The following is a 19,425-nucleotide window of genomic DNA, read 5'->3' as shown; positions in this document are numbered from 1 at the left end:
AGTCGCTTTATCTTATATTTCACAATTTACAAAATTCATTCCCCCCCGGGTGTCGTGACATTGAGGCCACTTTTTGAGAAGATAGGGAAGCGAGAAGCGGGCTCCCAACTGACCTTGGATCCACTAAACTATATAATACCAATCACTTAAATCATTGCAGCGAGATTAAAGGACATGAACATGGCAGAAGCATCACTGGCACATATGGTTTATTTCACCCTCAAAGATGGCTCCCCCGAAGCCAGCGAAGCGATGGTGAAGGCCTGTCACCTGTATCTGAAGGATCATCCGGGCGTACTTTATTTTTCCGCCGGGATCCGAGGCACCGAGTTTCAGCGACCAGTGAACAATCAGGAATATCATGTCGCGTTGAATGTGGTCTTCGACAATAAAGACTCACACGATAAATATCAGGAAGCCGCCGACCACCTGACCTTCATCTCAGAAAACAAAGACAAATGGGCCAACGTCCAGGTCTTTGACAGTTATGTCACCAGCTGATCGAGCAGAGCAATCCGATTCAAAGCACGGGGATAATCAACGGCGTCTGGTACTCAGGATGGGGCAGCACTTTGACGGGGGTCTGATAGACTTCTGTCACGCGGGCTTCCGTCAGGACTTCCGCCCCCGTGCCAATTGCCGCGATCTCTCCTTTGTCCAATAACACAATCTGGTCAGCAAAGCTGCTGGCCAGATTCAGATCGTGGATGGTCAGGATGACGGTCAAATTCCGCTCGTGCGCCAGATTGCGAATGAGTGTTAAAATCTCGACCTGGTATTTCAGATCGAGTCCCGTAGTCGGTTCATCCAGACACAGCACGCTGGTGTGTTGTACCAGGGCGCGGGCAATCAAAGTCCGCCGCCATTCCCCGCCGGATATCTCTGTGATCTTCCGCTGACGTAATTCCGTAAGTCCCGTCTGCTGCAATGCTGCTTCGACCTGGCTTGTATCTTCGTTCTGAAAAGGTTGCACCCAGCCTCGATGAGCGCTGCGGCCCAGTTGCACCGTTTCTTCGACCGTCATCGGCCACTGGGGTGATTCCAGCTGCGGTGCCAGCGCCAGTTTCTGTGCCACCTGTTTGCGTGACATCTGGGTCAGCGAGTCCCCTTCAATCAGCACGCTGCCCTCGCGGATTTCCACCAGGTGAAACAACGCGCGCAGCAATGTTGTCTTACCGGAGCCATTCGGGCCCAGTAAGACCAGTACGGTTCCCGGCTCAATGCCCAGCGAGATCTGTTTTAAGACATCCTGTCGGTTATATCCACAGGAGACGTTTTCCAGTTGGATCGGATTCATGCTCGTTCCCCTTCTTAACCGGATTGCTGACCGCGACTGAGCAGCAGAAACAGAAAAAACGGACAGCCCATTAACGCCGTCACAATGCCGACGGGAATTTCCGCCGGCGCGATCACAGTCCGGGCCAGCGTATCGGCAATCACCATCAAAGTAGCACCTAACAGACAGCTACCGGGAATCAGCAGACCGTGCCGGGGACCTAACAGAATGCGTGTCATATGGGGCGCCATCAATCCTAAAAAACCGATCACTCCTGAAACAGCAACACAGGCCGCCGTACAGAACGTGGCAGCGACCAGGATGATCATCCGAAATTTGGCGATCGATAATCCCAGCGTCTGGGCTGCCTCATCACCAAAGGAAAGCAGGTCGAGCGGTCGTGATAATAACCACAACAATCCGCCACTACACAGGATGACAGGCCCCGCCATCATAATTTCATTCCAGTGTCTGCCGGAGAAACTGCCCAGCAGCCAGCTGAAGATGGTAGTCAGCATTTCATGATTCAGAAACATGATCAGAGAAACCAGTGCCCCGGTAAAACTGCTGAGCGCCATGCCCGCCAGTATCAATGTCAGCAGCGGTGCACTTCGACCAATATTGCTCAAAGAGGCGATCACAAATACCCCACCGACGACGAGCAGCGCGCCCGCAAACGCCGCCAGAATCAACCACGGAATCTGCCAGGTCGCCGTGATGACAGTAATACTCCCCGCGATCAGGAGCAGTGCAAGGGTCGCGCCCAAAGCAGCACCACTTGAGGCTCCGATCACAAACGGATCCGCCAGTGGATTGCGAAACACGCCCTGAAAAGCAGCGCCGGCAACCGCCAGTCCTCCTCCCACGCAAGCCGCCAGAATCACGCGCGGCAGACGAATCTGCCAGAGAATCGTATTGATGTACGATTCCTCTGCCGGATGCCAGAGTCCCTGCCAGACCTGTTCCAGCGAAAGCGCAACCGCCCCGAAATGAATTCCCACCAGTAACGCAAGCAGCAGGCCCGCCAGTAAAGGCAGGAAACGCCAGGCCAGAAATTGATTGCGAGGTTGCATGAACGGCAGCGTCCACTCAAGAGGTCAGGGTTTCGAAAAAGCTTCAGGGTACAAGGCCTGCGCCACTTGTTGCAGTCCCTGCACCACGCGCGGACCGGGACGTGAAATCAGATCATCCTCAATGATATAAATCCGCTGATTCTTCACGGCCTTCATTTTTTTCCAGCCAGGCCGCTGTTTCAAAGTGGCAATCGCTTCCCGCGCATCAGCCGGCTGATTATTTTTGAGCCCGGGCAGCAGAATCACTTCGGGATTGCGCACGACCAGCGTTTCCTCACTGACCTGGGGATAGGCTATTTTCACATCACTGAAAATATTCTCCCCACCGACCAGCGTAATCAGCTCACCAATGAACGACTCAGGGCCCGCTGTCATCAAAGGCTGATCCCAGACCTGGTAAAACACACGCGGGCGCCCCTGCTCCTGAAACGGTTTGACCTGCTCCTGAATTGCCTGGATGTCCTCATTAATTTTATGGATGATTTGCTTGCCGCGATCAGTGTGTCCGGTCGCTTTGGCAATTCCCCGAATCGATTTCTCAATATCAGCCAGCGACTGGGACTCAAAAGAGAGGACCGGTACTTTAATTTTCTCCAACTGCTCTGCCAGTAGCCGATGATAATCACCGCCCAGAATAATCAGATCGGGCTGTAGTTCTACCAGTGCTTCCAGACTGATACTGCCCGGGTTGGCAAATGCGATCTTTTTCAAATCGCTGGTTGCCGGAGGATAATCACACAGAGACGTGCACCCCACCATCTGCTCTCCCGCACCGATCGCAAACAGAATTTCCGTGTGGGCTGGCATCAGCGAAATAATTCGTTGTGGCTGTTTCTGTATCGTGACATCCTGCCCCCGATAATCGTTGACCTTCACAGGATACGCCATTGAATGGGCTGGTTGCTGTGTCACTTCCCCTGCTGACGGTACCGCCTGCGCAGGACGCGGGCTGGTCGCTTCAGGTTGGCAGCCTGCCGTCATTCCCCAGAGGAACAACAGCAGGAACAGTCTGTCTAAATGGATATTCATAATCTCGTTGGTATCGAATCCTTTCTCAAATTGGAAGTGGCAGACGCTCATTCAATCAAAATCAGCCCGGAATGACCGTTTCCAGGCATTCCAGGGCTGAACACAAAATGCTTCTCTACTCCCGACAGCATCAATCCGTCAGGTTCACTTTCGCACGCAGCGTCTTCGCTGCAGCAACCATGTTCTGTAAGGCGGGCCTGACTTCATCCCATTTGCGGGTCTTCAGACCACAGTCCGGGTTAACCCATAACTGTCGCGGCCCCAGCACGTTTAATGCTTTTTCCAGCAGATCAACCATCCATTCCACCGTCGGCACCCGCGGCGAATGAATGTCGTACACGCCCGGTCCGATTTCATTGGGATAGTGAAATTGAACGAATGCATCCAGCAGTTCCATGTTACTGCGCGACGTTTCAATGGAAATCACATCGGCGTCCAAGGCAGCAATCGCTTCGATGATATCATTGAATTCGGAATAACACATGTGCGTGTGAATCTGGGTTTCATCTTCCACACCAGCGGCCGCCAACCGAAAACAATCGACGGCCCACTTGAGATAAGCACGCCAGTCGGAACGACAAAGCGGCAACCCTTCGCGAACTGCCGGCTCGTCAATCTGAATAATTCGGATGCCGCTGGCTTCCAGGTCCAGCACTTCATCGCGAATCGCCAGCCCAATCTGCTGGCAGGTCTCACTGCGAGGCTGGTCATCGCGGACGAACGACCATTGCAGAATCGTCACCGGCCCGGTCAGCATGCCTTTCATCAGTTTCTTTGTGCAGGACTGCGCGTACTTTGTCCATTTCACCGTCATCGGTCCCTTACGGAGAATGTCTCCGAAGATGATCGGCGGCTTCACACAGCGGGAACCATAACTTTGCACCCAGCCGTTTTTCGTCGCAATGAATCCTTCCAGTTGTTCGCCAAAATATTCCACCATATCATTGCGTTCCGCTTCGCCATGCACGAGTACATCCAGGTCGACTTCTTCCTGGTACTCAATATCACTGGCGATACATGTCTTTAGAAACTGTTCGTAAGCCGCTTCCGTCAATTCCCCCTTTTTAAATGCGGCTCGTGCCTTGCGAATTTCATCCGTCTGCGGAAACGAACCAATGGTCGTTGTGGGAAACAGCGGCAACTGCAACACCTCTTGCTGCAACAGCTGCCGCTCTGCATAGGGCCTTTTGCGGGTTCGCATCGGTTCCGTCACGGCGGCACTACGTTCTTTTACTTCCGGACGATGCACGCGCGGCGAATTACGGCGGGCATTCATTGCATCCCGATTCACAGTCAATGCTTCTGTAACACTCTCTCTGCCTGCATTGATGCATCGAGTCAGTACCGCGATTTCTTCCAGCTTCTGCCGGGCATAAGCCAGCCACTGCCGGAGCTCAGGGTCCAGATCCGTTTCGTTTTCCAGATCGACGGGCGTATGTAACAACGAGCAGGAGGGCCCAATCAGTATGCGATCCGCGCCAATCCGGTCGACCGCTTTTTCAATCAACGTCAGCGACTGTTCGAAATCATTCTTCCAGATATTACGACCGTCGATGACGCCCAGTGACAGAGCCACCTCATCAGGCAGTTGTTCCAGCACGTCATCCAACTGCTCGGGAGCGCGGACCAGATCGATGTGCAACGCAGCAATCGGCAGTGAAACAGCGGTCGGGAGATTCTCTGCAAGCGGACCAAAATAGGTCGTTAACGCGATCTTGATTCCGCCGGGGATGATCGAAAGCTGATCATAGGCTCGCTGAAAGGCGACGCGTTGCTCCGCCGTCAGATCAAGGACGAGACAGGGTTCGTCGATCTGAATCCAGGTTGCACCGGCGGCTGACAGGCGGGTCAATACTTCCACATACACGGGCAGCAGGCGTTCCAGCAGACTTAAGCAGTCAAAGTCAGCGGTTCCCGACTTCCCCAGCAGCAGAAAGGAGACCGGCCCCAGAATGACCGGCCTGGTAGCGATGCCCAGGGCTTTCGCTTCCAGGAATTCGTCAATCACTTTGGTCGACGCCAGTTGGAACTGCTGAGCGGGTTCGAACTCGGGAACGAGGTAATGATAGTTGGTATCAAACCATTTCGTCATCTCCAGCGCGGCGACACCGGCAGTGGTCGCGTCGACCGATTTGCCCCCCTTACCGCCTCGCGCCATTGCGAAATAGGTTGACAGGTCAACGGCACCCCCGGTCCATTGAAATCGGGCCGGGATCGCACCGACCAGCGCCGTCGTATCCAGCACCTGATCATAGAAAGAGAAATCATTCGACGGAATCTGTTCGATCCCTGCTGCCTGTTGCAGTTTCCAGTTTGTTTCGCGCAGGTCGCGACCGATCTGCTGCAGTTCTGCTTCGCTGATTTTTTCTGACCAGAATTTTTCGACCGCTCTTTTCAGTTCACGGTGAGCGCCGATACGGGGGAATCCAAGGTTAGTAGCAATAGCCATTCGCAGGCTCCTTTTATGATTAAATGTAATTGATGGTGAAACAGTTTGTGGTGCGCACCTTCTTTAGAGTGTGTGCGCACCGGTAGCGTTATCGGGTCTGTGAAGTGTTCCGCGACTCAGGCGCAGGCTGCGCGCAGACCGGGAGTGTGTTCACAAACCGTATTGAAAAACGATGAGTGGGTCGATGAGTTTAATGGTCCGAAACGGGACACGGCGTTGAGACAGAGCCAACTGGTAGCGCGCAGGCGGAGACGTTCTTCCAATCAAAGAACGCAGCAGGGCAGGCATCTGCGCAGAGGGACTCTGATAGTGCTCGCGCAGTGAAAGACGCATGCATCACAGCAGGCGCGCAACGGCAGTGTCCGTTTCAGACCCGGGGCATGTCAGATTCGTCGGCGTCTCCCACCCGTCTGTATTCGGGCGAGACATACAGCCGGTCACACCAGTGCACACGCTGCATATAAAGGGTCATACCTGTTTTCCTGTGAAAACGAAAAGGACACTGGAAGAAAACCCGCAAGCAAGGCGTGTTCTCAATTCCAAGGTTCGGAGCTTAACAGCCGCCTGTCATTGCGTCAACTTGAAAATCAGTCAAAACAGTCATTGGGCTAACGGTTCTAATCCAGTGATTAATCCTTATGAGGTTGTACAGTTTCCAAGTGGCAGGGTTGATCTTTAGACTGTTCTGCTAAATTTCATAGATCCAGCCCACTATCAAAAAGCTCTAACTGATTCTCACTTATCTCGAATCCCGCTGCTGCAATAAAATGCCGACTTCCGTTAGAGACTAAAATTGTAATATCATCTTTCGTAATTTCTCTCTTAAAGAGTTTTTGGATAGACTGATATTCTTCTCGAGTAGCACTATCAATTTCCAGTTTATCTAAATGTTTTGGAACTGAAATATAATCGACGGCTGTAAAGATTAAATCAATATTATAGTCATGACTGAGTGTTGGCTGACTTCGAATCAATAATCTCGAATGATGAACACTGAAATCCCATATTCGAAAGTCTCTGCCATTAAAGGTACGATTCATCTTTTAATACCTCTATCGCCAACCTGCAAAAACATTACACCATTCCAAACATCCGTCATTTGAGTATTAAAGGTGAACTGCCATTAATAACATCGAGATCGATTTTGAGTACATTGCGTTAAAACCTTTCAATGTATTTCACAGGGGAAGCCGATCAGAGGCCAGATTTATCTAACCGTGGCAAGTCTGCATTCACAACGACTCACCCTTTCAGTCTACCACGTCCCTTTCCGAACAACAGCAGCGATCTGGCAGAGCCCGTTATTTTATCACAGCTCATACCGCGCATAAAAAAGGGACCACCAATCGGTGATCCCTGCGAGGGTGCCTTGTTTTCTTATCGCGGACGAATCAGTCCCAGGTGAGTGAACCGGATTGGTCCTGCCCCTTTACTGTCTCCAAACACACCTTAAGACTCGATGATTACTCCCGGTAAAACGATTGCGGGGGTTTGAATTTTGAGTCGATCTTAAACTCGAATTTCGATTCCGGCGCATTGACTGTGGCAGCCTGGACGATCGCATGCGGCTTGAACAGGTTATAGGCAGGGGGAATCTGTTCTTTCATCCCGACCCCACCTTGTTGGGAATCGGGAGGGATCGGAGACCCGTCCGGCAGTGTGATCTTCGAGAAGGTCACGCCGTACTCGCCCGGAGGGCATCCCGGATTGGAATGGAAATCAGTCAAAGTAAACGTGCCTGCCTCATCGGTCAGGCCAAATCCTCCGTTCCCTTTTGTTCCGCCAGTGGGATGAAATTCCACCATCGCACCGACGAGCGGTTGACCATCCATCGCCACGGATCCCGAAACAGGAATCATATCAATGTCGGGACCGGAATCCGAACCCCCACAACCGGAAAGCGAAGTAAGCATGACTGTGAAAAGTATCGCAGTTCCTCGAGTCAATTGACGCGTCGTATCTAAGCAAGCACTCATGTTGTTCCACCAGAGATAAAAGAAGCAGGATTGATTAAGAGGAGAAGAGTCCGCCGCTCACGGGTTTCTAACTTCGTGAGTGAGGGAACATCCCGGAAAAATAATTCCCTAATCAGAACTCACCGATCACCTGGCCATCTTTGATACGGGAGAGATTGGTGCGGATCGAAGCATCGATGTTCTCGTTGAGAAAACGCACTGCACCATCGGCGAGCAGGATCATACAACCTCCGACATGGGCACTTCCGGGCATACTGTAAGATCCCAGTACGCCGGGCCGTTCCGTCATCGGAGGAGTCCAGGAGCAACAGAGCCAGTAGTTGATTCCGCGGCTGTGGCCAAGGTTGACGCCATTTCCCGCGTAGACGCTACATCCCCAGTAGTTACCGGTTCCATCCCGCACCTGACGAGTCGTTTCACAGACCATGACGGTATTACTGGTGCCATCCTTGATCTTCGCAATATCGGAGTTGGAATTCTCCCCGAAGAGCGCTCTCGTGGTACTTCCTTCATTTTGCCACAGCGCCCAGGGCCCTGTGCCGGAGGTGACACTGAATCCGTAGTTGGTCATGGCACTTCCCGAGACACCACAGCCGTAGTTGGGAGACACTGAATTGTAGGTCTGGTTGTTGTCATCACTCGGACAATTGAAAACGGCGATGACTTTTTTTGTCAGTTCCATATTCGCGGTAATATCTGCAGACGCCCCCATCACGGTTCCCGCACTCGTCGAAGACCACCCACTGAACGAACTGTTGCGTTGGGCTGCGGTGAAGTTGAACTGATTATAAAGAGCAGACTGTTCCAGATAAGGCAGCAGCAGCGTCCAGCCGGATGTATTCAGAATCGGATCGCCGGCCTGCGTCCAGACCATGGCATTGTTGGCACTCGAGTAGGGAAACTTGGTGTGCGCATCGTGATAATTGTGCAGAGCCAGACCAAGCTGCTTCATATTATTCTTGCAGGAGGAACGGCGAGCCGCTTCGCGCGCCTGCTGCACGGCAGGGAGCAGCAATGCGATTAAAATGGCAATAATGGCGATGACTACCAGCAGCTCTATCAGCGTGAAGCCTCGTGAGCGTCTCACAGTAGTTTTGGGCTTTTCGGAATGGCAACAGGAATTGATTTCCAATAAGTAACTCATGTTCTTGTCCTGATGTAGTGATGTAGTGATGTAGTAGTGAATGATATGAAGCAAGAGGACTTTCAACGTGAGGCTCGTCTAGCGGTCTTCAACAGAGGAGGGACAGAGTACAGTGCTCCAACACACCGTTGTGCAAAGAACATGCCGCCGGGAGTGTCAAAAGGGTCGAAAAATATATTCCCAGCTCACCGAACACCGGTCATCGAGACACAACGTGTTTAATATGCTTCACTTATGGGAACTACTGTTTCGTCGTCTCAGAATATTCGGACAATGAGACGTCGGACGATCACTTCCTGAGTGCCATAAATTTTTGAAGATTGCCAATTAATTTCGCACCAGATATCACCAGGATCACACGACGGTGAACTCTCCCGGTATTAAAGCTGTCAGCGACGAATGATACTGTCGAGTCAGGAACCGTTTTCTGCTTCATTTGAAAACAGTACAGAGGGCAGTAACTCTTTTACCTCCCCCTGACTGGTGTTCTGGCCACTTGAATGTTATTCAGTTACTCCGCAAACGATCGCAGCAGACCACATGCGGGGCAGCGATAAGTAGTGATCTTTCTTGTTCCGGATTCGTTCACATGGACCGTCTGGGTGCTGTTCTTCACCTTCATCCCGAAAAACGTGCCGCCAGCACTTTCCGGATCGCCTGGATGCCACACCGTTTGCAGAGCTCCCAGGAAAGTATTATCGGGGACGAATCCTTTTTCCATCTCTTTTTCACAGTCAGAGCAATACGGTGTTGTCCTCATCAGAATCTCCAGTAAGTCATGTTTCAGAAAAGCCGACTAAAGCTTAACGCATGATGCCCCCCACTGGATCATCAAAATTTTTGAACAGCGGACAAAAAAGACAAGTGCCCCCTGACAGTATTCCGACTGCTTAATTTTTCCGCCCGTATCATAGTCTCTCGCACGGAAATCAATCCCACACTTAATCCTCAGCATAAACACCAGAACTCGCCTAACGCGCATGCGCACGATGGAAACATCCTGATCTGACACTGCGGTAGTGCGAGACGCAGCCTGGCCAGCGCCATGGGAGAAAAATGGTTGCCACAGAGCAGCAAAAACTTAAGCTGGTCCAGTTCCCTCAATGGTGACAGGTCGGTAATGGAATCGTCTATCAGTAATACCTCCAGCCGCTCCAGCTTCGTCAGCGGCTGCCAGTTTGTCACATTGCAGTTCCAGATCGCCAGATGTTGCAGAGAATTGTGAAGCGCCAGAGTGCTCAAGCCGACATTGTCAATTCTGGGATTCAGCGATAGCGTTTCCAGGGAGAGGGGCAGCAAAAATTCGATTCCCGCATTTGAGATTTCTGTATTTTCCAGCCGCAGCTCTTTCAGGTTTGTCGCGGAACTCAAAAACCGCAGTCCTTTGTCTGTGAGCGATGTCCCCTGCAGGTCCAGGCTTTCCAGAGCAGGGAATTCAATCAAGGCGGGAATCCCTGCGTCGGTAATTGATGTGTAGCCGAGCCCCAGATCTTCGATTCCGGAATCCGAGAGCCACACCAGACTGGTATCAGTGACCTTCGTTTTAAATAGTCCAAGACTCCGCAAATGCTCACAATTCGCCAGGTGGCGCACCCCGTCATCAGTAATGTCTGTGAAATCCAGGTGGAGATCTGTAAGCCAGGAACATTCGACGCATTCCTGGCAGGCAGCATCCGTGATACCGGTATCGATCAACTCCAGCTTTTTGAGTTGGGAACCCGGCAGACACTCTGCCAGCGCCTGATCGTTGACCACCGTATTAGAAAGATTCAACCGACGCAGCGAAAACGCCTTCCCGATCACTAGATCCACAATGGCGTCGTTTGAGATCGCCGTGTGACTCAGGTTGATGCTTTCGAGCCAGGCCAGGCTTTCAAGTGCTAACAGCGATGCGTCCGTGATGTCGAGAAACGCGAGCGACAATTTCTGCAACCGGGACAACTCGGGGAGATACCGCGATAAACCCGTGTCGGTAACACGCGTTGCCTGCAGGTCCAAGCTGCGCAGCGAAGTTAACTCCGTCAGGTAGCCCAGTCCCCGGTCTGTGATCTGGTTTCGCCTCACATTGGCAGCCGGTACCGGTCGCAGTCCAGGTGGGAAGCAACCAGGAGCACAGGCAATATTAAGTTTTTCAAGCTTAGAGAGCTTCAGCAGAGATTTCAGCCCGGTATCAGAAACGAGTGCGTCGTACAGTCCCACACGTTCGAGGTTACTCATTTCGCCAATGAAGCTCAGCCCCGCATCCGAAATGTTGGTATAGTCCAGAATCAGCGCATCGAAGCCTGGATAGAAGATCAGATGACGCAGGTCTTCATTCGCGACTTCCGCATGCGTGAGGTTAATCAGACCCTTGGGCTCGTTTGCCGTGTATTCGATTTGGCTCCCAAACCGAGCAAGCATTTGACTTGCCGCATCCGGGAGAGGTGGCTCGTAATTCATATCTGTCTCTCGCCTCCCCAAAACATACGAGTTTAAGGTAACGTCTTTTTTACGTCATCTACAGGCCAGAATATTCCAGGCTCATCAGCTGTTTGCATTTTTATCCCCTCGAAATCGATTGAGGAAAAACAAAAGACTTCGAGGACTTCAATTCGAATCAGAGATATCTTGCACTCCCCTCCAACACGCCCTGCAAAACATACCACCCATCAGTATACCATCTCTCCTCGGCGACAGCAGCAATAATTAATTCAAGCTAGAGCGCATCACATTTAACCATAGCGTCTCTCAAACTATTATACTCGGTTCAAATAGCCCTGGAGACGCTACAGTAAAACTGGACACAGTCCAGCCATTTTCTCCCAGACCGTCTCGCGCGTAAAAAAAGGGACCACCGGTTGGTGGTCCCTGCGAGGGTGCCTTGTCTTTTTATTGCGGACGAATCAGTCCCAGTTTAATGAACCGGAGCTCTGGTATTCGGTCACGCGGGTTTCGAAGAAGTTCTTTTCCTTCGAGAGGTCCATGGTTTCGCTCATCCAGGGGAATGGATTGGAAGAACCGTACTGGGCGGGCAGGCCGATGCGTTCCAGGCGACGGTCAGCGATGTGCTGCACGTATTCGCGGAACAGGTCGCCGTTCAATCCGAGGATACCGGTCGGCAGACAATCTTTGGCGTACTCAATTTCCAGCTCGGCTGCATACTTCATACGGTCGATAATGAGCTGCTGGAATTCGGGAGTCCAGAGATCGGGGTTTTCCTGCTTGATGCCGTTGATCAGGTCGATGCCGAAGTTCAGGTGAATCGTTTCGTCCCGCAGGATGTACTGGAACTGTTCGCCGATCCCGGTCATCATGTTCCGACGATGGAAGGAAAGCACCATCACGAAACCGGTGTAGAAGAAGAGTCCTTCCATGATCAGGTAGTAACCGATCAGGTTTTTCAGGAAGGCCTGTGCCCCTTCGAAGGTATCGGTCGTGAAATCGGGATCCAGAATTTCCGAGGTCAGCTCCATTTCCAGCTGATCTTTTTTCGCAATCGCGGGAACTTCGTGATACATGTTGAAGACTTCCGACTCATTGAGCCCGAGGCTTTCGACAATGTACAGGAAGGTATGCGAATGCACGGCTTCTTCAAATGCCTGACGCAACAGGTACTGACGGCATTCCGCATTGGTCACATGCTTGAAAATGGCCAATACGATGTTGTTGGCCACCAGGCTCTCTGCGGTCGCAAAGAAACCCAGGTTCCGCATGATCACGAAACGTTCGCCATCACTGAGTTTGCTGGAACGCCAGGTTTCAATATCTTTGGTCATGCCGACTTCAGTAGGCATCCAGTGGTTGGCACAACCATTCAGATAATGTTCCCAGGCCCAGTGATACTTGAGTGGCATCAACTGGTTGACGTCGACCTGAGAGCAGTTTATCAGGCGTTTTTTATCTGCTTTGAAACGGCCCGTAGGAGTATCGCCTACTGGAGAAACCGGAGTCTTGGAATTTGTATTTGCATTTAGGATTGTCATCATAACACCTTTTTGAAATCCATTTATTAAATGAAACTGAACGCGATAGAGAGCGGGACGAAAAGACTGTGTTTACTGGCAGGCCTCGCAATCACCGTCCAGATTACAGCTTTCGCCAGGAGTCACCATCGTAGCGGCAGGCTCCCGATCGACCTGAATATCACCCGAGGCACTGGCGTTCTTCATCCAGCGAGGCTGAATTCCAAACTTATTGACGTCCACGGTTGATTTCTCAACCTGCGTGGCTGCCAGTGTCCGCAGATAGTAAGTGGTCTTCAAACCGCGTTCCCAGGCCAGCATATACATATCATGTAATTTTTTGCCGGAAGGTTCTGCTAAATACAGGTTGAGTGACTGTCCCATATCAATCCATTTCTGGCGATGGGCGGCACACTCGATGGTCCACTTGGGTTCTACTTCAAACGCCGTCAGATAACGGGCCTTCAGTTCATCGGGAATACGATCAATCTCGGTGACCGAACCATCATAATACTTGAGGGCTTCCAGCATGTCCGCATCCCACAACCCCAGGGCTTTCAAATCATCCACCAGTAAGCGGTTGACCTGGGTAAACTCGCCGGACAGGTTGCTCTTCACATACAGATGCTTATAGGAAGGCTCAATCGACTGAGACACACCAATGATGGTCGAAATCGTTGCCGTGGGAGCAATCGCCATCACGTTACTGTTACGCATACCATTCTGTGCAATCGAATCCCGAACGACCTGCCAGTTAAGGCGGGTCTGCCGATCCACTTCAATCGGAACATCCCGTTCTTTTTCATGCAGATCCAGAGTATCGATCGGCAGTAAGCCACGATCCCACTTGGAACCAGTATAAGACTCATAACGTCCACGCTCACCAGCCAGTTCTGATGAAGCCAGAATCGCGAAATACGAAATCGCTTCCATGCTGGCATCAGCAAATTCTACAGCCTGCATGCTGGCATAGCTGATTCCCTGAGCCAGGAGAGCATCCTGAAAACCCATCAGGCCTAAACCAACGGGACGATGACGGGTGTTCGAATTACGGGCTTCTGCAGTGGGGTAGTAATTGATATCAATTACGTTATCCAGCATTCGCATTGCAGTCCGCACTGTCTCTTCCAGCATTCCCAGATCAAGCTGACCATCAACAATGTGCAGCTTAAGGTTGACGGAACCCAGGTTGCAGACAGCCGTCTCATTCCGCGAAGTATTCAACAGAATTTCGGTACACAGATTACTGCTGTGCACAACGCCGGTATGGTCCTGGGGTGAACGCAGATTGGAAGGATCTTTCCAGGTAATCCAGGGATGACCGGTTTCAAACAGACGAGTCAACATCTTACGCCACAATTCGACAGCCGAAATACGACGGAAGAGTTTGAGCTCACCGGTTTCGGTCATCTTTTCGTATTCGGTATAACGCTGTTCGAATGCCTGACCGTAAAGATCATGCAGATCGGGAACATCATTCGGGCTGAATAAAGTCCACTCGGCATCTTCGCGAACCCGACGCATAAACAGGTCGGGAATCCAGTTCGCCGTATGCATGTCATGGGTCCGTCGTCGGTCATCGCCTGTGTTTTTACGCAGGTCGAGGAACTCTTCGACATCCATGTGCCACGTCTCAAGGTACGAACAGACGGCGCCTTTGCGTTTACCACCCTGGTTCACAGCAACAGCAGTATCGTTGACCACTTTCAGGAACGGAATCACGCCCTGGCTTTGTCCGTTGGTACCACTGATGTGCGAATTCGTTGCCCGGATTTGAGTCCAGTCATTACCCAGTCCGCCGGCCCACTTGGAAAGCTTGGCGTTGTCGGCAACACATTTGAAGATGTGGTCCAGATCGTCGTCGACTGTCGAGAGATAACAGGAACTCAACTGCGGATGCAAGGTGGCCGAGTTAAACAGGGTCGGTGTTGCCGATGTAAATCGGAACGTGGAAAGAATGTTATAGAACTCAATCGCCCGTCCGGTTACATCACCGGCTTCCTGAATTGCCAGTCCCATGGAAACACGCATCCAGAAATACTGAGGTGTTTCAATGCGGCGGCCATCAATGTGCAACAGATAACGATCGAAAATGGCCTGCAATCCCAGATACTGGAACAGGTGATCCCGCTCTGGTTTGAGAGCCAGAGCAATCCGATTCAAATCGTATTTATGCAGATCAGGAGTCAATCGTTTGGCTTCAATTCCATCATTGAGGAACTGTGGAAAACGATCCACATACAGTTGATTCAATTCATTGACATCAGAGGGAGCATTTCCCAAAGCGTCGTTATAGATAATTTTGAGCATCAAACGTGAAGCAACCGTATCGTAGGCAGGGTCACGTTCAATACGGGTCCGGGCTGCCAGAATCATGGCACGATACAATTCTTCGACAGAAATACCATCGAAGATAGAACGCATGACCTCTTCCAGCAGCGCTTCAGCGGAACAGTCGCCTTCCAGTCCGCGACAGGCATCGGAAAGTCGTGCCAGAATGCGGGCTTCATCGAAGGGTGTCTTCGTCCCATCTGTCAGAATCACATGAAACCGGGGAGTCTTCGATTTGATCTCATCAGACTCATCCACCAGATCAGTCGAAGCGCGTAAAGCACGAAGCTTGGCACGATCTGCCCGGTAGACAATATAACGACGTGCAATACGGTAGTGACCGCGACGCATCAGCATCATCTCGACAACGTCTTGAATTTTTTCCACTTCAATACCAGCGTCACTACTGGCTGCGGAAGCAATTTCATTGGCGACCGACTCGACCATCTCCGGGATTTCCATCCGGATTTCGTCATCGAGTGGTTGATTATCCGCAAGGTTCAGTTCCGCGCGGAAAGCGTTGGAAATTGCCCGACCGATCAGCGAAGCATCAAAAGGAGCTGTCCGCCCCCCGCGCTTCGTGACGACCCATTCTGTTTGCGCTCGAATCATTCGATTGCCTCCTTAAAATGGAATGCTAAAAATCCGGCTGTGTCCATGCCGACAGCAGCTTGTGTATCAATTAGAAACGTTGTGATGAGACCGCAATTACACGCACAGTGCTCCACAATTAGTGAGCTCACATGAGAGGGCCAGAAATGTAACAACAAACAAGATAGGAAACATAAAGAGATGGGAGCAGGCAGGCAGCATTAATATGATGCATGGACTGGCAACTCCGTTTGCTCTTACGAAACCCTCACTGATCTGAAATTCGATTTCTAAAACCATCTGAATGTGAGAGCTGAGGATCCACCAAACCTCTCAATAACAGGTTTTCTGAGCAGGTCGCAGGCATTTTGTGCCGTCTTGAGAGAGACAAGAGCACAACCCGGAACTATTCAAATAAACACTGCCAAAAGACTTGGTAAAACCACCTTTTTCTTGACTCACAACAAAACACTTGTTTAGTATTTTGTGTAAGTCACTCACTCATAACACCCAATATAGTGTGTGCATTTCAGTAGTCAATACTAAATGTTGGACATCGTCCAAAGATGTCAAGAATCATTAGCGAGACTCTGCAAAACACTGTATTTGTAGAAACTACACACAAATTTCATTCAAATCCAATCTTCAGATCACCGAAAAACGCAAAAGTTTTTTTTCTGAACCGGCTGACCGTCAAACTTCCAAATGCCCCCTCATCTTGCAAAATACAACCAGCTTGAAAGAGGGCAAAACATCAGATTGCGTGATTCTTCATCAGAATTTCATACGGACTGTATCTGAAACAAAATGCTGACGGCACCACAAATCAACGATTCCTGCCAGAGAACCGCCGCACCAGGCTCCGCACCAGCAGCAGGCCGAACTCGAAACGGGACACTTGGGGACGTTCTTTCCAGACATTGAACTGCAGCTGTTCGATGTGATCAAGAATTTTCAATCCGCCCTGAATAAACAGATCGATGTCGACCTGCAGACGACCGGGAAGCTGTGCAACCAAAGGCACTCCTTCCAGCAGGTACTGCCGCGCACGCTGGACTTCAAACGCCATTAACTTCTGAAATGACGCGTTGAATTCGCCGCGCTCAAATTGCTCTCGGGTATAGCCGAACTGCTCACAATCTTCCCTGGGGATGTAGATGCGGCCAATCGCAAAATCGCGGGCTACGTCCTGCCAGAAATTGGCCAGTTGCAGACCCGTGCAAATCGAATCAGACCACGCCAGCGTTTCCTCAGTAACAGACTCGCAGAGATGCAGCACCAGCCGCCCTACCGGATTGGCACTTCTCTGACAGTACGAAAGCAGTTCTGCAAAGGTTTGATATTCGCTGACACGCTGATCCTGTTCGAACGCCTGGATCAGATCATCGAAGGCGGTTTGAGGCAAGTCATATTGGACAATGGTGGGAGTCAGCGCAACAAATACCGGATGCAGCCGCGGCATCAATGACGACTGTTGGGGCGCTGCGTCATTCTGAATGCCCTGATAGCATTCCACCAGTTGAGACCGCCACCAGGCCAGCAGGCGGAGCGACTGGTCTGTCCCTGCGATTTCATCCCCGAGATCGTCGGCCCAGCGGCAGAAGGCATAAACGTTATAAAAGTGCTGACGCAGTTCCCGAGGCAGCGCCCAGGAGACGACCGGGAAATTCTCGTAATGTCCGAGAGCGATTTTGCGGCAATATGCGTGTGCCTCGTCCAGGGAGACTGGAGCATCCGTTCCCTGAAAACAGGGGGAATCGGGCCCCCAGGCCGCCAATTCATGCTCAAATGCCGTCATTTAGCCGGAACTTCCCAAACGCATAGCGCCAGTTGATTAACAATCGTCTCCCAACTGGATAATCTATAAGAAATATGACTCAACCGCTTACTATGCCAGAAGCCGTCATAGACGGCTTGTCGAGTTCTGTTTCATAACCGCCCGGCATCAGCACGCTCTGAATGCCAGCAGAAAATAAATATTTCGAATCGGCGGGCGCTCAACAGATTCTGATACCAGCAGACTAAAGGGATACAGGTCCCACCGCTGGAAATCAAGAGAGCCAACCCAATCCTGTTCGATTCACTCTGAAAACGATTTCAAAAGAAAAACGTAAAAACCATGGCCATTCCCAAAATTGCTATCGTGGGGCGCCCCAATGTTGGCAAAAGTTCCATTTTCAACTGGCTCGCCGGACACCGTGTGGCGATTGTCGACCCGACCGCTGGTGTTACCCGCGATCGTGTGACCTACCTGGTCCATGAAAAAGACCGCTATTTTGAACTGGTGGATACCGGCGGAATCGGCATCACTGACAGCGACGATTTGTCTGAAGACATTGAGCGCCAGATCCAGGTGGGCATTGATGAAGCCGACCTGATTCTGTTTGTCGTCGATGGCTCCCTGGGCGTGGCACACCTGGATGAAGAAGTCGCCACGCGACTACGGTTGATTGAGAAACCCAAAATCCTGTGTATCAACAAATGCGATTCCACCAAAACCGATGATGAAGCAGCGCAGTTCTTTCGCCTGACCAATTCCCCCGTCGTGCTCACAAGTGTGAAAGGGAACCGGAACCGGAATCAATTACTCGATGAGATCATGGATCACCTCCCCCCGGCAGAAAAGCTGGAAGAATCGGAAGGGGACACGCTGTCTGCAGATCCTGAATTGAAAATTGCGATTGTCGGTCGAAGAAATGTAGGCAAAAGTACTTTCATCAACGCACTGGCTGAGTCGGAACGGATGATCGTGAGTGAAGTCGCCGGCACGACCCGCGACAGTGTCGATATTCGTTTTGAATTCGACGACAAATCATTTCTTGCCATCGATACTCCGGGGGTAAGAAAGCGGAAAAGCCTGGCGAATGACATTGAATTCTATGGCTTAACCCGGGCGAAACGCAGTATCCGTCGCGCCAATGTCGTGCTGATGTTTTTTGATTCGCAGCAGACGATTTCCAAGGTCGACAAACAACTGGTCGCCGAAATCGATGAAAACTACAAACCCTGTATTTTTGTGATTAACAAATGGGATCTGGGCCGCGAAAGTAAAATGACCTCGGAAAAATGGGATGAATATCTGACGTCCCAGTTCCGTACCATGCGACATGCCCCCGTGGCGTTTGTCACCGCGAAGGACTCCCGCAACATCAAGCAGGTCATCAATCTGGCACAGACGATTTACAAACAGTCGCGGATTCGTGTCTCAACGGGGCGTCTGAATAAGATCGTTCGAGCTGCGATCCAAAACAATCAGCCCCCCTACTCCAAAAACCACCGTCCCAAAATTTACTACGCGACGCAGGTAGCCACCGAGCCGCCCACGATCGTTTTGAAATGTAACGACCAGAAACTGTTTAGCGAATCCTGGAAGCGTTACCTGAGCGGCGTACTGCGGGAAGCACTCCCCTTCAAAGAGATTCCGATTAAAATCTATTACCGCCCGAAAGATGCAAAAGACGAATCAAGCCCCAGCCTGGACATGGTCGAGCAGGATGATTTCGAAGCATTTGAACCCGGACGCTGATAGAAATCACTCAAAAAGGTGTCAGGAACCTTAAATTTAAGGTTCCTAGTATCTCGGGTACGAGCAGCATTGAACCGGACAGACAGGTT

The 19,425-nt window shown here is 51.2% G+C and carries 14 protein-coding genes; 2 read left to right on the top strand and 12 right to left on the bottom strand.

Annotated elements, in window-relative coordinates:
- The first annotated feature begins 180 nt into the window (after positions 1-180).
- Positions 181-501 carry a Dabb family protein gene (locus tag ACN0YH_RS24805; protein ID WP_417382286.1) on the top strand — a complete coding sequence of 107 codons (321 nt, stop codon included), beginning with the start codon at positions 181-183 and terminating at the stop codon, positions 499-501.
- 19 nt (positions 502-520) lie between these two features.
- Here the strand turns inward: ACN0YH_RS24805 and ACN0YH_RS24800 are convergent, their stop codons facing one another.
- From ACN0YH_RS24800 to hpnC, 12 genes are all read right to left on the bottom strand, one after another.
- On the bottom strand, positions 521-1,297 hold the full coding sequence (locus ACN0YH_RS24800) for an ABC transporter ATP-binding protein (RefSeq protein ID WP_417382285.1): 777 nt from the start codon (positions 1,295-1,297) through the stop codon (positions 521-523).
- A 14-nt stretch (positions 1,298-1,311) separates the two neighbouring features.
- On the bottom strand, positions 1,312-2,349 hold the full coding sequence (locus tag ACN0YH_RS24795; protein WP_417382284.1) for a FecCD family ABC transporter permease: 1,038 nt from the start codon (positions 2,347-2,349) through the stop codon (positions 1,312-1,314).
- 24 nt (positions 2,350-2,373) lie between these two features.
- A complete protein-coding gene (locus ACN0YH_RS24790; protein WP_417382283.1) occupies positions 2,374-3,378 on the bottom strand; it encodes an ABC transporter substrate-binding protein in 1,005 nt (334 codons plus the stop codon).
- Positions 3,379-3,508: 130 nt separating this feature from the next.
- Positions 3,509-5,833, bottom strand: coding sequence for a 5-methyltetrahydropteroyltriglutamate--homocysteine S-methyltransferase (metE, locus tag ACN0YH_RS24785; protein ID WP_417382371.1), 2,325 nt, complete (start codon positions 5,831-5,833; stop codon positions 3,509-3,511).
- A 689-nt stretch (positions 5,834-6,522) separates the two neighbouring features.
- Positions 6,523-6,867: a hypothetical protein gene (locus tag ACN0YH_RS24780; RefSeq protein WP_417382282.1), complete on the bottom strand. Its 345-nt coding sequence runs from the start codon at positions 6,865-6,867 to the stop codon at positions 6,523-6,525.
- A gap of 423 nt (positions 6,868-7,290) precedes the next feature.
- Positions 7,291-7,803 carry a hypothetical protein gene (locus tag ACN0YH_RS24775; protein WP_417382281.1) on the bottom strand — a complete coding sequence of 171 codons (513 nt, stop codon included), beginning with the start codon at positions 7,801-7,803 and terminating at the stop codon, positions 7,291-7,293.
- A 112-nt stretch (positions 7,804-7,915) separates the two neighbouring features.
- A complete protein-coding gene (locus tag ACN0YH_RS24770; protein WP_417382280.1) occupies positions 7,916-8,947 on the bottom strand; it encodes a DUF1559 domain-containing protein in 1,032 nt (343 codons plus the stop codon).
- A 511-nt stretch (positions 8,948-9,458) separates the two neighbouring features.
- Positions 9,459-9,707, bottom strand: a complete 249-nt coding sequence (locus ACN0YH_RS24765) for a PF20097 family protein (RefSeq protein WP_417382279.1) — start codon at positions 9,705-9,707, stop codon at positions 9,459-9,461.
- Between the two features lie 188 nt (positions 9,708-9,895).
- Positions 9,896-11,386, bottom strand: a complete 1,491-nt coding sequence (locus ACN0YH_RS24760; protein ID WP_417382278.1) for a leucine-rich repeat domain-containing protein — start codon at positions 11,384-11,386, stop codon at positions 9,896-9,898.
- A gap of 443 nt (positions 11,387-11,829) precedes the next feature.
- The gene (locus ACN0YH_RS24755; RefSeq protein ID WP_417382370.1) at positions 11,830-12,909 is read right to left on the bottom strand and encodes a ribonucleotide-diphosphate reductase subunit beta; all 1,080 of its coding nucleotides are present in this window, start codon (positions 12,907-12,909) and stop codon (positions 11,830-11,832) included.
- Between the two features lie 72 nt (positions 12,910-12,981).
- Positions 12,982-15,831 carry a ribonucleoside-diphosphate reductase subunit alpha gene (locus ACN0YH_RS24750; protein ID WP_417382277.1) on the bottom strand — a complete coding sequence of 950 codons (2,850 nt, stop codon included), beginning with the start codon at positions 15,829-15,831 and terminating at the stop codon, positions 12,982-12,984.
- An 805-nt stretch (positions 15,832-16,636) separates the two neighbouring features.
- Positions 16,637-17,608, bottom strand: coding sequence for a squalene synthase HpnC (gene hpnC / locus ACN0YH_RS24745; protein ID WP_417382276.1), 972 nt, complete (start codon positions 17,606-17,608; stop codon positions 16,637-16,639).
- Between the two features lie 321 nt (positions 17,609-17,929).
- Between hpnC and der the strand changes: the two genes are divergently transcribed.
- Positions 17,930-19,336 carry a ribosome biogenesis GTPase Der gene (gene der, locus ACN0YH_RS24740; protein ID WP_417382275.1) on the top strand — a complete coding sequence of 469 codons (1,407 nt, stop codon included), beginning with the start codon at positions 17,930-17,932 and terminating at the stop codon, positions 19,334-19,336.
- The last annotated feature ends 89 nt before the right edge of the window (positions 19,337-19,425 follow it).

Origin of the sequence: Gimesia sp. (assembly GCF_048262075.1) — a bacterium.
Lineage (GTDB): Bacteria > Planctomycetota > Planctomycetia > Planctomycetales > Planctomycetaceae > Gimesia.
Note: the sequence above shows the minus strand (reverse complement) of the source record. Positions and strands in the feature narration are given on the sequence as shown.

Coding starts and splice junctions, on each gene's coding strand:
- ACN0YH_RS24750 (WP_417382277.1), bottom strand. CDS start 15,831: ATGATTCGAGCGCAAACAGAATGGGTCGTCACGAAGCGCGGGGGGCGG.
- ACN0YH_RS24800 (WP_417382285.1), bottom strand. CDS start 1,297: ATGAATCCGATCCAACTGGAAAACGTCTCCTGTGGATATAACCGACAG.
- ACN0YH_RS24765 (WP_417382279.1), bottom strand. CDS start 9,707: ATGAGGACAACACCGTATTGCTCTGACTGTGAAAAAGAGATGGAAAAA.
- ACN0YH_RS24775 (WP_417382281.1), bottom strand. CDS start 7,803: ATGAGTGCTTGCTTAGATACGACGCGTCAATTGACTCGAGGAACTGCG.
- der (WP_417382275.1), top strand. CDS start 17,930: ATGGCCATTCCCAAAATTGCTATCGTGGGGCGCCCCAATGTTGGCAAA.
- hpnC (WP_417382276.1), bottom strand. CDS start 17,608: ATGACGGCATTTGAGCATGAATTGGCGGCCTGGGGGCCCGATTCCCCC.
- ACN0YH_RS24780 (WP_417382282.1), bottom strand. CDS start 6,867: ATGAATCGTACCTTTAATGGCAGAGACTTTCGAATATGGGATTTCAGT.
- ACN0YH_RS24790 (WP_417382283.1), bottom strand. CDS start 3,378: ATGAATATCCATTTAGACAGACTGTTCCTGCTGTTGTTCCTCTGGGGA.
- ACN0YH_RS24770 (WP_417382280.1), bottom strand. CDS start 8,947: ATGAGTTACTTATTGGAAATCAATTCCTGTTGCCATTCCGAAAAGCCC.
- ACN0YH_RS24755 (WP_417382370.1), bottom strand. CDS start 12,909: ATGACAATCCTAAATGCAAATACAAATTCCAAGACTCCGGTTTCTCCA.
- ACN0YH_RS24795 (WP_417382284.1), bottom strand. CDS start 2,349: ATGCAACCTCGCAATCAATTTCTGGCCTGGCGTTTCCTGCCTTTACTG.
- ACN0YH_RS24805 (WP_417382286.1), top strand. CDS start 181: ATGGCAGAAGCATCACTGGCACATATGGTTTATTTCACCCTCAAAGAT.
- ACN0YH_RS24760 (WP_417382278.1), bottom strand. CDS start 11,386: ATGAATTACGAGCCACCTCTCCCGGATGCGGCAAGTCAAATGCTTGCT.